Genomic DNA, 13,163 nt, shown 5'->3' with positions numbered 1-13,163 from the left:
CGCGGTCATGCCTTGATTCTTGGGTCGATCACGCGATAGAGCAGATCGGTCAGCCAGTTGAAGGCAATGACCAGCACCGAGAGCACCAGGAAGATGCCCAGCATCATCTGGTAGTCGCGCTGCAGCACCGCGTCGTAGGTGAGGCGACCCAGGCCGGGCCAGGCGAACACGGTCTCGATCACGACCGAGCCGCCGATCAGCGTGCCGGCCTGCACGCCGGCCATGGTCACCACCGGCAGCAGCGCATTGCGCAGCATGTGGCGCCAGAGGATGCGGCTCTCCGAGGCACCCTTGGCGCGCGCGGTCTTCACGTAGTCCTGGTGGCTGACCTCGATGACCGAGGAGCGCATCAGGCGCGCATAGATGGCCAGGTAGAGCATGCCCAGCGTGAAGGCCGGCAGCGCCAGGTGCTTGAGCTTGTCGAGCACGGCGGCACCGCCGGACATCGTCACGCCGATGGTCTCGTAGCCGAAGGCGGGCAGCCAGCCCAGCTGGACCGAGAACAGCAGCACCAGCATCAGGCCGAGCCAGAACACCGGCGTGGCATAGATCACCATGGCCAGCAGGCTGATCAGCGTGTCCCACACCGTGCCCGCGCGCACACCGGCCAGGCTGCCCAGCACCACCCCGCCGACCAGCGAGATGGCGAAGGCCGAGAGCGTGAGCAGCAGCGTGGCGGGCAGGCGCTGGCCGATGGCGCTCGCCACCGTGCGTTGCTGGCGATGCGAATAGCCGAGGTCCAGCCGCACCACCTTGCCGAGGTAGGTGGCGAGCTGCGTGGGCAGTGGCTGGTCGAGTCCGTAGTCGGCCCGCACACGCGCGAGGAAGGCCTCGTCGGTGGCGCCCGACTGGCCGGCCATCACGAGCGCCGGGTCGCCGGGTGCGGCGCGCACCAGCATGAAATTGAAGATGGCGATCAGCAGGATGACCGCCGCCATTTTTGCGATGCGCACGCCCAGGGCGCCCGCGATCGTCAGCCATTTGAGGTTCATAGAGCAGATCGTGGAGTCAGGCAGGCATGCCCTTCGGCACGCGCGCGGAGAACGCGGGAAAGGCATGCCATGGCGCTCAGCCCTTGAAGTAGATGGTGTCGAAGCTCTCGTGCACGCCGATGGCCGTGGTCACGACGTTCTGCAGGCGCTTGTCGTGGATCGTCGGGAATTCCATCTCGACCAGCCAGGCGATCGGCACCTCGTCCACGATGATCTTCTGCATCTCGCTGTAGAGCGCCTGGCGCTTGGCTTCGTCCACCTCCACCGCGGCCTGGTCGGCGAGCTTGTCGACCTGCGGGTTCGAGTAGCCGACCGTGTTGGTGAACAGGATCTTGCGGATGTTCGCCGTCAGGTAGTTGCGCGTCACGCCCAGGGCCGGGTCGCCGAACTGGTAAAGCCACGACAGGTTGAGGTCGTAGTCCCAGTTGCTCACGCGCTGCGTGTAGCTGCCGGGGTCGGTCGACTCCAGCACCACCGCGATGCCCACCTTGGCCAGCGACTGGCGGATGTACTCGCAGGTGCGCTGCACCATCTCGCCGTAAGGCGACACCGGCAGGCGCACCGTCACGCGCGTGCCCTTGGCGTCGGGCTTGAGGCCCATCTCGTCGAGCAGCGCCTTGGCCTTGTCGATCGAGAAGTCGTACTTCGTGACGTTGGCTTCGTAGTACTTGGTCTTCGAGTTGACCGGGCCGGTCGCGACCTTGCCGAAGCCGTAGAGGATCTTGTCCTTGATGAAGTTGCGGTCGATCGCGTGCATCACCGCCTTGCGGAAGCGCTTGTCGGCCAGCGGTGCGTTGCGGTTGTTGATCTCCAGCCACATGATGGGCGCGAAGTACTCGTAGCCCTTGGTGGTGACGGCCAGGTTCGGCTTCTTGCTCAGGCGCTGGGCGTCGAACAGTTCCAGGTCGGTCCACTGCGTGAGCTGCACCGTGCCGTTCTCCAGCGCCAGGGCGCGCGAGGCACCGTCGGGCACCACGCGGTAGATGATCGCGTCGAGATAGGGCAGGCCCGGCTTGAAGTACGCCTCGTTGCGAACGAGATGGATGTGCGAACCGCGCACCCACTCCTTGAGCTTGAACGGTCCCGAGCCGATCGGGTTCAGGTTGGCGGGGTTCTTCACCACGTCGGTGCCCGCGTAGATGTGCTTGGGCATCACCGGCAGGTTCGAGATGTCGAAGGCACCGATGAAGGGACTGAAGGGCTCGGCCAGCTTGAAGACCACCGTGTGCGCATCGGGCGCGGTGATCGATTCGCAGCGACCGAACAGCGCCTTGGCGCGCGGGTGCGTGATCGGCAGGAACTCCTTGACCGTGTAGAGCACGTCGTCCGACGTCAGCGGCTTGCCGTCGTGCCACTTCACGTTGGGCTCGAGCTTGAAGGTGTAGGTCTTGCCGTCGGGCGAGATGGTCCAGCTCTTCGCCAGGCTGGGCAAGGGCTTGAGGTTGACGTCGTAGGTCAGCAGGCTCAGGAAGATCTTGCCCGCCACCATCTGCGTGGGCGTGAGCTGGCTCACCGCCAGGTTGAGGATCGGCGGCTCGGGCTGCACGATGGAGTTGAGGGTGCCGCCCCTGACGCCGCCCGTGGCCTGGGCGAAGGCCTGTGAAAAGCCCAGCGGGAACTCGGCCAGGCCCATGGCGCCGGTTGCGAGCAGGAACTTGTGGAACTCACGTTTCTTCATGGTGATCCTCGGGAAGGGATGGGACTGCCGCACGGTGTGTGCGGTGAGCGTCGTATGGCGAATTCAGTGTAGGGAGCCCCCTCCGCCCGCGTTGCAGGGTTCGAGCCGAGTTCTGTTCCGCACGGGCCATCCTCGGCCTGGGTTGACCCTCGGACTTGCGCGGGCCACCATCCGTTACCCTCGTTTGGCGCAATTCTTGCGTGCCGGAACACCGTGATGATCAACAGCTTGAACCCCGTCCGCAGCCAGCTCGCCGTCGATTACCAGGACATCCCGCGCCCGGTGTCGATGATCATCGTGGAGCACGATCCAGAGCCCTCGATGATCGTTCCGCGCCATTCGCATCCGAGGGCCCAGCTGGCCTACGCGGTGAAGGGCATGTTCACCCTCCACACGCAGGAAGGCGCGTGGCTGGTGCCGCCCAACCGTGCCGTCTGGGTGCCGGGCGGCATCGAGCACGAGATGCATGCGCGCGGCCAGCCGGTGTCGAACCGCTCGCTCTACATCCAGCCGGACGCGTCGCCCAACCTGCCCGACGAATGCTGCGTGATCGAGGTCTCGCCGCTGATGCGCCAGCTGATCATCGAGGCCATCGACATTCCGCTGCTCTACGACGAAGCGGGCCGCGACGGCCGCGTGATGCGGCTGATCCTCGACGAGATCTGCGCCGCGCCGAAGGTGCCGCTGCACGTGCCCATGCCCAGCGATGCACGCCTGCTGCGCATCTGCAAGGCGTTGCTGGCCGACCCGGGCCGGGAAGGCGATCTGGAGGACTGGGCGCGCTTCGGCGCACTGGGCCGGCGCACCCTGACCCGGCTGTTCCGCGACGAGACCGGCATCACCTTCACGCTGTGGCGCCAGCAGGTGCGGCTGATGGAAGCCGTGCGGCGCCTGTCGCTGGGCACCGCCGTCACCACCGTGGCGATGGACCTGGGCTACGAGAGCCCCAGTGCGTTCACCGCGATGTTCCGGCGCGTGATGGGCAAGACGCCCAAGCACTACCTGGGACGCAACGACCTCGACTGAAAGGGCGAATTCGCCTGCTGCGCGACCCGATCCCGCACCTGCGGTCCTCACTGCACGTGCGTGCGGCGCCGATCCTCGATGCAGGCTCGGGCCGCTCGCGACGGCGCCTTCGCCCTTTCAGGCGCTGGGGGCGGCGGTCAGTCGATTGACCCCGCACCAGCGCGCCATGAACACCGCCAGCACCGCGGTGGTCTGCATCAGGCTGTCGATCGACACCCACTCGTCGATGCCGTGGATGTTGGCGCCGCCCGAGGGGCCGTAGCAGATGGCCGGCGTCTCGCCGTAGAGGTTGAAGAACTTCGCGTCGGTGGTGCCGGTGAAGGCGGTCGGTGTCAGGTCGATGCCGACGATGTCCTTGTGGCACTGCGAGATGGCGGTGACGATCGGCGCGTCGTCGGGCACGTGGCAGCCGTCGGCCTGGAAGCCCTCGTAGACGATCTTGTAGCTCAGCGCGGTGTGCGCCGGGTGTGCCTCGTAGGCGGCCGCCAGCACGGCCTCGACTTCCTTTTTGGCCTTCTCGACCTTCATGTCCGGGTAGAAGCCGATGCGCACGTCGGCGCGGCAGGCCGAGGGCACGGAAGACGCCCATTCGCCGCCGCTGATCTTGCCGAGGTTGAAGTTCACCGGGTGGTTGTGGTGCGCGAAGCTGCGGTAGCGCGCGCTCGGGGCGTTCCACCTTTCTTCCAGCTTCTTCAGCTCGCCGAACAGGTACATCGTGAAGTCGATCGCGCCCACGCCGGTCTGCGCGACGGAGGCATGCACGGGCTTGCCCAGCACCTCGATGGCCAGCCACAGCACGCCCATCTGGCAGGTCATGACGCCGTTCTCGGCGATCGGCTCGGTGATGACGGCCGCATCCGCGCGGTAGCCGGCCACCAGGCAGGCCAGCGCGCCGTTGCCGGTGCATTCCTCTTCGATCACCGACTGGAAATACACCGGCGACGCGGGCTCGAGCCCCAGCGACTTCAGCGTTCTGTAGGCCATCGTGTAGGCCACGATGCCTGCCTTCATGTCCGACGCGCCGCGGCCGTACAGCCGGTCGCCGTCGACCTTGCCGGAGAAGGGCGCGTCGGTCCACAGCACCTCGGCGCCGGTGGGCACCACGTCGATGTGGCCGTTGAAGATCAGCGAATTGCCCTTGAACGGACCGCTCGGGCGGTGGATGCCGACCACGTTGGTGCGGCCTTCGTAGGAGACGATCGAGGGCGAGTAACCGGGATGGGCCTTCAGCTTCTCCTCGTCGATCTGGAACTGGTCCACCTGCAGGCCCAGGCCCTCGAAGGCCTCGGCCATGAAGGCCTGCGCGCTCTGCTCGTGGCCGAGCAGCGACGGGTGGGTGACCAGTTCGCTCAGCATGGCGACGGATTCGGCACGCAGGGCGTGAGCGGCGGCGACGATGGCGGCTTCGTCGGTGAGCATTTCGTGGGCTTCTTGCATGCGTCCATTCTTCCAGCGGCCCATGCCTCGCACCGTTGGGAATGGGCCGCTGTCTGTCGCGTCCGCGCCTAAAAGTGACATCGCCCGAATCCCCTTTCATAATGGCCACGCGCCCTTGAACCACGAGACAGTGGCGAGGATGCGATCAACGAAGGGAGTTCGACATGAAGGCACTGTCACGCACGCTCGAAGTGAAGAGCGTGGCCATACCTCAGTTTTCGGGCCGGCCGGCATTGGAGCCGGTTCGCCTTTCGGGTTGCGAGGGCCTCGATCGTCTCTTCGCGTACGAGTTGTGGCTCAAGACGCCCGAAGACTTGAACCTGGGGGCGAGCGAGGCGATCGACTGGGACCTCGACAGCTTCATCGGTCACGAGATCAGTTGCCGCATCGAACTCGATGGTTCGGGCCAGTTCGTGCCGGGCCGGGTCGGTCGCGCCGTCGACGGCCTGGGTGCCGGTGTGCGGCAGGTGAATGCGCTCATCACGGCTGCCGAGCTGTGGGGCGAGGAGGGCCGCGACATCCAGTACAAGCTGACGTTGCGACCCTGGCTGTACCTCGCGACGCTGTCGATCGACTGCAAGATCTACCAGAACAAGACCGTGGCCGAGCTCCTCGACGAGCTGTTGGGCGACTACCCGTTCTCGGTGGAGAAGCGCTTCATCGCGACCTATCCGTCGCGCGATTTCCAAACCCAGTTCAACGAGTCCGACTTCGACTTCTTCGTACGGCTGACCCAGGAAAACGGGATCAATTTCTTCTTCGAGCACGACGACGACAAGCACCGCCTGGTGCTCATCGACAACAAGGGCGCCTTGGGGGCGCAGCCGAGCGCTGCCTATCGGGAGGTCGACTATCACCCTCCCGGCTGGAAGACCGATGCCGAGTACATCAGCAGCTTCGTGCCGCACCACCGGCTCACCAGCGGCCGCTACACGACGCGCGACTACGACTACACCCGCCCGCGGGCCGACCTCAGCGTCAGCCATAGCGATCCGCGGCCCACGGGCCAGGCCGAGGGCGAGGTCTACCAATGGCATGCCAGCCCGGAGGGCGCCCACTTCGTGCAGCCGAGCGCCGGCACCGGCGAGCCCAACGACCCGCTGGACGAAGGCCGGAACTTCGCGCTGCTGCGCATGCAGGCCTTGCGCACCCATGGCGCCCGCGCCCGGGCGAGTGGCAACCTGCGGGGCATGCAGCCTGGCAGCACCTTTCGCCTGCGAAAGCATCCTCAGCAAAAGGCCAATACCGAGTACCTGGTGCTCGACAGCGTGCTCGTGATCGAGGATGTCGCGGCATCCAGCCAGCGGATCGACGCGGCCATCGGCCGCACGCAACGCTGGCAGGTGAGCTGCGACTTCACGGTGCATCCGATGAGCGAGCCCTTGCGCCCGGCGCTGACCCAGCCCAAGCCGCACACCCACGGACCGCAGGTCGCCTTGGTCGTCGGGCCCGAAGGGCAGAACATCTGGACCGACGCGCTGGGCCGTATCAAGGTCCAGTTTCCCTGGGACCGTATCGGTGGAAAGAACCAGCACGCCACCTGCTGGCTGCGCGTGAACTATTCCGGGGCCGGCAACCAGCTCGGGAGCATCCAGATCCCCCGGATCGGCCAGGAGGTCATCGTCGACTTCATCGGGGGCGACCCGGACCTGCCGTTCTGCCTGGGTCAACTGCACAACCAGATGAACCTGCCGCCATGGCAGCTGCCGGGCCAGTCGGCACTGTCGGGTTTTCGCAGCCGCGAACTCGTGCCGGACGGCGGCAACGCCGCGGCGGGGCGCTCCAACCATCTCGTGCTGGACGACACCGCGTCGAGGATCCAGGTCCAGCTCAAGAGCGATCACCAGCACAGCCAGCTGAGCCTGGGGCACATCGCGCGCATCGAAGACAACGCCGGTCGAACGGATCTGCGCGGGGAAGGCTTCGAGTTGCGCACCGATGCGCATGGCGCTGTGCGCGCGCGGCAGGGCCTGCTCATCACCACCGAGGGGCGCGAACGTGCGCGAGCGCATGTCAAGCACATGGACGAGACCTTGCAACGCCTGGTCGATGCGCGCGACCGCCATGAAGCATTGGCGGACCTGGCACGGCACCACCAGACGCAGGATGCAGACCAGGACCAGGCCGAAGTGAGCCGGCAGCTCAAGGCGCAGAACGATGCACTCCAGGGCGCCGGTCGTGTCGATGTCAACCAGGGCCGCTTCCCCGAAATGGCAGCACCGCATCTCGTGCTGGCCAGTGCCGAGGGCCTTGGCGCGACCGTCGCTGGCACCCTGCACCTGGCTGCGGGTGCGCACGTGGCCACAACGAGCGCCGGCCACACCAGCATCGGCAGCGGCAAGAGCTTGCTGGCCAGCGCCATGGAGGCGATCCGGCTGTTCGCCAACAAAGCCGGCATCCGTCTTTTCGCAGCACAGGGCGCGGTGCAGGTCCAGGCGCAGGACGACATGATCGAACTGATCGCCAAGAAGGCCGTCGAACTCATCAGCACCACCGACTGGATACACCTCAAGGCCAAGGAAGGCATCTCGCTCGAAGCCGCCGGCAGTGCCTTCAAGATCGACGCGCAAGGCTTTCGCTTCTACACGCCCGCCGCGCACCACGTCTGGGCGGCAGACCACCAGACCTTCGGGCCGAAAGCCCTGCTGCCGCCTTTGCCGCAGCTTCCCCGCAGCGTTTGCGTGCCGTGCCTGCTCAAAGCGGCCAAGGCTGGCAGCGCGCTCACGCGTTTTTGAGGAAGGCATTCGGACATGAAGGAATTTGTTCTTCTCGATGGCGCGATGGTGGCCGGCGCCCTTGGGACATCGACCTACTTCGCAGACCCGAAAGCCGACGGCGTCGCCTCCTTGATGCCTCGGGAAGAAGCGCTTCGGCTCGTCGGACCCCTGCTTCTCGATGGGTCGAAGCTTCGTTCACTGGCGCCTGCGATGTTCGAGGACATCCAGCGTGTCTACCGTGCATACCCACACATGCTGCATGTGTCGATCTGCCAGTCTGCGCTCGAACTCGACGCACTGGCCGAACACTTGCGGTCTTTCGCCTGCTTCTACGATGCGCTCGGTCATCCCTATGGTCTGCGCGTGGCCGACTGCCGTGTGCTGTCGTACCTGCCGGATGTATTGACCGAAGCGCAGTGGGATGCCATGACCGCGCCCATGGCGCAATGGAAGATCCACGATCGGTCCGGCCAGATGCGGACGCTGCGTTTACACGACGGCCGCCTTTCGCCGGTGGCCGAGCCTCCGATCTTCCGGCTTGACGACGCGCAGATCGAAGCCCTGATGCAGGCAGGCGAAGCCGACCTTCTGTTGTCCTTGCTGGGACTGCAGCCAGAGGCCACGGCACTCCAGCATGTGCAGGCGAATCACGACACGGCGCGGGCATGCCTTGCGTACTGGCAGCGGCGGGGAAGCGCCGACCGCGGGCTGCTGATCGCGTTTGCGCGCAGCGTGTTCAAGGCCGGTGCGGCAGTGCTGAAGAATTCGCAACGCACCGACGCCCTGTGGGTTGCCGCGGGGAAGTTCCGGTGAAGGGCGCGGTGCATGGAGACCCTCCCATGGGGCGCTCATCCGTGATGCCGCTCAGCACGGCGATCGCGCGTGACCATGCGGGGGCGCGGATTGCCTCACTGCTCTGGCGTTTCGCGCGGAGAGCGCTGGCGCTGCTTGTCATGTCGGTGGTGACCGCAGCATGTACGAGCGTCGAGAGCGATTTCTCGCCGCGCGCGGACCTGATCGGTGTGCCTGTGTCGGCGGTGGGGCACTACGGAAAGATGATCGGCATTCCGCAGTTCTCGATCAATGGGTATGGGGGAGGCAACAGCACCGGCTGGGGAGGCGGTGGCAAGTCGAGTTGCTGTGTGTTGCTGCCACGAAACCCTGCCAAGCCGGTGATGGTGACGGTGAGGTGGAGAACGTGTGATATCGGGCATATCAAGTTTGCGAACGGTCGAATCGTGAATCCGAACGACGAGTGCAAAGCGGAAGCGCACGAGGCAACGGTGCCGATCCACTTCGCCGTGGCGCCAGGGGACAGCTCGGGCCTCTTCGTTCACTTTCTGCCCGGTCACAAGGTCGAACTGTGGATGGCGCCGGGCTATCCATGGGGCTCCGCATACCCAGGTCCTCCTTACCCCCAAGACCCCGGGCCGGCCTACGCACCATTGCCGGATGAGAAGCCAATGCCGCCGGCCGCAGGCGTCAGGTAGAGAAGCAAAAGCACTACAGGGAGTTCACGAATGCATCCACACAAGAAAGCGCTCGAACGTCTCAATGCCGCGATATCGAACTTCGCGCTGTTCATGCCTGCTGCGCTGAGGACGTTGACGTTGCTCGTAGTGGCCGGTTTGGCCGCGGCCTGTACGAGCGTCGAGAGTGACTTCTCGCCGCGCGCGGACCTGATCGGTGTGCCTGTGTCGGCGGTGGGGCACTACGGAAAGATGATCGGCATTCCGCAGTTTTCGATCAATGGGTATGGGGGAGGCAACAGCACTGGCTGGGGCGGCGGGGGCGGTAGCGTCTGCTGCGTGTTGCTGCCACGAAACCCTGCCAAGCCGGTGATGGTGACGGTGAGGTGGGAGACCTATCGCAGCAACGTGGACGAGGACCGATGGCACGAGGCAACAGTGCCGATCCACTTCGCAGTGGCGCCAGGCAAGAGTTCGGGCCTCTTCGTTCACTTCCTGCCTGGTCACAGGGTCGAGCTGTGGATGGCGCCGGGCTATCCGGAGGGCTCCGCATACCCCGGTCCGCCTTATCCCCAAGACCCCGGTCCAGCCTACGCACCGTTGCCGGATGAGAAGCCAATGCCACCGGCCGCGGGCGTCAGATAGAAAAGTAAAAACACTACAAGGGAGTTCACCATGAGCCAATTCAAGACGGCGCTCGAAAGCCTCGAAGCTGCGACGCTGAGTCGTGCACTGTTAGGACGCGTTGCGCTACGAATGCTGGCGTTGTTCGCTGCGGCGGTCCTGGCCACGGCCTGTGCAAGTGTCGAGAGCGACTTCTCGCCGCGTGCGGACCTGATCGGTGTGCCTGTGTCGGCGGTGGGGCACTACGGAAAGATGATCGGCATTCCTCAGTTCTCGATCAATGGATATGGGGGAGGCAACAGCACTGGCTGGGGAGGCGGGGGCGGTAGCGTCTGCTGCGTTTTGCTGCCACGAAACCCTGTCAAGCCGGTGATGGTGACGGTGAAGTGGAGAACGTGTGATATCGGGCATATCAAGTTCGAGAACGGTCGAATCGTGAACCCGAACGACCAGTGCAAAGCGGAAGAGCACGAGGCAAGGGTGCCGATCCACTTCGCGGTGGCGCCAGGCAAGAGCTCGGGCCTCTTTGTTCATTTTCTGCCTGGTCACAGGGTCGAACTGTGGATGGCGCCGGGCTATCCGGAGGGCTCCGCATACCCCGGTCCGCCTTATCCCCGAGAGCCCGGTCCAGCCTACGCACCATTGCCGGATGAGAAGCCAATGCCGCCGGCCGCAGGCGTCAGGTAGGAAAGTAAAAACACTACAAGGGAGTTCACCATGAGCCAATTCAAGACGGCGCTCGAACGCCTCGAGGCTGCGACGTTGAGTCGTGCACTGTCTGGACGCGTTGCGCTACGGATGCTGGCGTTGTTCGCTGCGGCGGTCCTGGCCACGGCCTGTGCAAGTGTCGAGAGCGACTTCTCGCCGCGCGCGGACCTGATCGGTGCGCCTGTGTCGGCGGTGGGGCACTACGGAAAGATGATCGGCATTCCGCAGTTCTCGATCAATGGATATGGAGGAGGCAACAGCACTGGCTGGGGTGGTGGTGGCGGCAGCGTCTGCTGTGTATTGCTGCCACGAAACCCTGCCAAGCCGGTGCTGGTGACGGTGAAGTGGCAGACATGCGATATCGGCCACATCGTGTATCTGAACGATCGCAAAGTGAATCCAGACGACAGGTGCAAGCTGGAAGCGCACGAGGCAACGGTACCGATCCACTTCGCAGTGGCGCCAGGGGACAGCTCGGGCCTCTTCGTTCACTTCCTGCCTGGACACAAGGTCGAACTGTGGATGGCGCCGGGTTATCCGGAGGGCTCCGCATACCCTGGTCCGCCTTATCCCCGAGAGCCCGGCCCAGCCTACGCACCGCTGCCGGATGAGAAGCCAATGACGCCGGCCGCGGGCGTCAGATAGAAAAGTAAAAACACTACAAGGGAGTTCACCATGAGCCAATTCAAGACCGCGCTCGAAAGCGCCACCGTCGGTTGCCCGCGCCCGTTGCCGTCCACGAACCCGAGCGAGTGCGAGTTCACGTTGAACATCGGCTTGTTCTTCGATGGAACCGACAACAATTCGAACGTTCAGAAGGAAATCGAGAACCCGAGCCTCAACACGAATGTCGCGCGGTTGTCGGTGGCCTATAGGAATGCCCCGATGGACGGGGGCTTCAAGTTTTACGTCTCTGGTGTGGGCACGCCATTCACCGAGATCGAGGAGCTTGAAGCGCCGATGCTCGGCTCCCCCGCAGGCGCGGGCGGCGAAGAGCGCATCGTGTACGGACTCCTTCAGGTCCTCAATGCGGTGCATCGCTTCGTGAATGGCGACAAGGCTCGCTTTGGTTTGAAGCAATTGGCGGCCCTGTGCTCCCGCACCACCGTCCCCATCGACGGCAGCACCCCCACGGCGCCCCAGGCGATCCTCGCCGACCTGGGCCTCGGCAGCGGCCTGATCGGGCATTCCGACCTGCGCGCCCGTTTCATCCGCACCGAAGCGGCCCGGCTCGCGCAGCAGGTCCAGGCCAGTGCCCGCCCGAAGATCAAGGCGATCTACCTCGACGTCTTCGGTTTCAGCCGCGGCGCGGCCCAGGCGCGTGTCTTCGTCACCTGGCTGCACGAGCTGTTGCTCGGCCAGGGGCAGTTGTTCGGCGTGCCCAGCTACGTGCGCATGCTGGGGCTGTTCGACACGGTGTCTTCGGTCGGCCTCACCAACGCCTTCGGCGCCAGCGGCCACAGCGACTGGGCCCTGGCGCGCGACCTGCCGATCCACGCGGCGGTGAAGAACTGCGTGCACTACGTGGCGCTGCACGAGCTGCGCGCCAACTTTCCCTGCGACAGCGTCGGTGTCGGCCCGGGGGGCGTGATCCCGACGAACTGCGACGAACTGTTCTATCCCGGTGCACACAGCGACGTGGGCGGTGGCTATGCGGCCGGCGAGCAGGGCAAGGGCGTGCGCTCGGAATGGGTCGATCCGCGTGTCCCGCCGAGCCAAGGCGGGATGCTGCAGCTTGTGCGAGACGACGGGCTGCGCCTGTCGCAGCTGCCGCTCAACAACATGTACACGGCAGCGCGCCGGACCTGCGTGGGGCATGAGTCGGCGCCCTGGATTGCACTCGATTCTGCCGAGGCGGATCAACTCGGGCTCGCGGAGCGCTTCGCCATGGCCACCAACGGTGTCGGCGTGCCCCTGGTGCGCAAGGCCGTCACCGATTACCTTGTCGAACTCAGCGGCGTGACCGCGGGCCTGACGGTGCGTGACGCGCTGCGCGCCCATGGTCTGCGTTATCTTGCATGGCGCTGGCGGGTGAACATGCAGCAACGCTTCGAGCAGCTCCCGAGCGTGGAGCGGGCCGGCAGGCTGAGCGATCCGAGCCTGGTCAACTACCGCAAGGGCGAGCGCATCTTCGACAAGCAGGTGCGGCTGTTGAGCACCCGCGCACCGGTGCTCGACCTGAACCTGACCGGCGACAAGGATGTGCGCAACGGCTTCAGCCCGCATGCGCAGGAGATCTTCGAGCAGATGCGCTCGCTGAAGGTCGGCGGCGACCTGGAGCGCTTCTTCGACGACTGGGTGCACGACTCCTACGCGGGCTTCATCGGCAAGTTCGAAGGCGTGCAGATCAGTTGGGCGCGATTGAACTTCGGCAACATCGCCCACATCGCGGCCGAGCCGCAGCGCTATGTGCGCTGGCGTGGGCTTTACTGCGGTGGCAACGACCAGCTGAACGCACAGCAGCAGGAAGGCGGCAGCGGCCAGCGCCGCATGGCATGACGCGGACCGCACC

Annotated in this window: 11 protein-coding genes; 8 read left to right on the top strand and 3 right to left on the bottom strand. The window is 65.2% G+C overall.

Translation table 11 applies throughout. The features are described from left to right. Nucleotides 1–5 precede the first annotated feature (5 nt). Nucleotides 6–992, bottom strand: coding sequence for an ABC transporter permease (locus K0H49_RS08510; RefSeq protein WP_374122321.1), 987 nt, complete (start codon nt 990–992; stop codon nt 6–8). Between the two features lie 76 nt (nt 993–1,068). After that, nucleotides 1,069–2,670 (bottom strand): ABC transporter substrate-binding protein, encoded by a 1,602-nt coding sequence (locus tag K0H49_RS08505; protein ID WP_219211137.1) that lies wholly within the window; start codon nt 2,668–2,670, stop codon nt 1,069–1,071. Nucleotides 2,671–2,886: 216 nt separating this feature from the next. On the opposite strand from K0H49_RS08505, the gene K0H49_RS08500 reads away from it, so the two are divergent. Continuing rightward, nucleotides 2,887–3,696 carry an AraC family transcriptional regulator gene (locus K0H49_RS08500; RefSeq protein WP_219211136.1) on the top strand — a complete coding sequence of 270 codons (810 nt, stop codon included), beginning with the start codon at nt 2,887–2,889 and terminating at the stop codon, nt 3,694–3,696. A gap of 117 nt (nt 3,697–3,813) precedes the next feature. Here the strand turns inward: K0H49_RS08500 and K0H49_RS08495 are convergent, their stop codons facing one another. After that, nucleotides 3,814–5,133, bottom strand: coding sequence for an ArgE/DapE family deacylase (locus K0H49_RS08495; RefSeq protein ID WP_219211135.1), 1,320 nt, complete (start codon nt 5,131–5,133; stop codon nt 3,814–3,816). Between the two features lie 164 nt (nt 5,134–5,297). On the opposite strand from K0H49_RS08495, the gene K0H49_RS08490 reads away from it, so the two are divergent. From K0H49_RS08490 to K0H49_RS08460, 7 genes are read left to right on the top strand one after another with little or no spacing between them, the layout of a single operon-like run. Continuing rightward, a complete protein-coding gene (locus K0H49_RS08490) occupies nt 5,298–7,868 on the top strand; it encodes a type VI secretion system Vgr family protein (protein ID WP_257624634.1) in 2,571 nt (856 codons plus the stop codon). A gap of 15 nt (nt 7,869–7,883) precedes the next feature. Next, the gene (locus K0H49_RS08485; RefSeq protein WP_219211134.1) at nt 7,884–8,663 is read left to right on the top strand and encodes a DUF4123 domain-containing protein; all 780 of its coding nucleotides are present in this window, start codon (nt 7,884–7,886) and stop codon (nt 8,661–8,663) included. A 26-nt stretch (nt 8,664–8,689) separates the two neighbouring features. Continuing rightward, nucleotides 8,690–9,340, top strand: a complete 651-nt coding sequence (locus K0H49_RS08480) for a DUF3304 domain-containing protein (RefSeq protein WP_219211132.1) — start codon at nt 8,690–8,692, stop codon at nt 9,338–9,340. A gap of 30 nt (nt 9,341–9,370) precedes the next feature. Beyond that, complete coding sequence (locus tag K0H49_RS08475) at nt 9,371–9,964, top strand: DUF3304 domain-containing protein (protein ID WP_219211130.1); 594 nt, start codon at nt 9,371–9,373, stop codon at nt 9,962–9,964. Nucleotides 9,965–9,994: 30 nt separating this feature from the next. After that, entirely contained in the window at nt 9,995–10,630 is a 636-nt protein-coding gene (locus K0H49_RS08470) for a DUF3304 domain-containing protein (RefSeq protein WP_219211129.1), read from the top strand. 30 nt (nt 10,631–10,660) lie between these two features. Then, nucleotides 10,661–11,296, top strand: coding sequence for a DUF3304 domain-containing protein (locus K0H49_RS08465; RefSeq protein ID WP_219211128.1), 636 nt, complete (start codon nt 10,661–10,663; stop codon nt 11,294–11,296). A gap of 30 nt (nt 11,297–11,326) precedes the next feature. Beyond that, nucleotides 11,327–13,150, top strand: a complete 1,824-nt coding sequence (locus K0H49_RS08460) for a T6SS phospholipase effector Tle1-like catalytic domain-containing protein (protein ID WP_219211124.1) — start codon at nt 11,327–11,329, stop codon at nt 13,148–13,150. Nucleotides 13,151–13,163: the final 13 nt, after the last annotated feature.

The organism is Variovorax boronicumulans, assembly GCF_019352895.1.
Taxonomy (GTDB): domain Bacteria; phylum Pseudomonadota; class Gammaproteobacteria; order Burkholderiales; family Burkholderiaceae_C; genus Variovorax; species Variovorax boronicumulans_A.
This window is presented reverse-complemented; position numbering and strand designations above follow the sequence as displayed.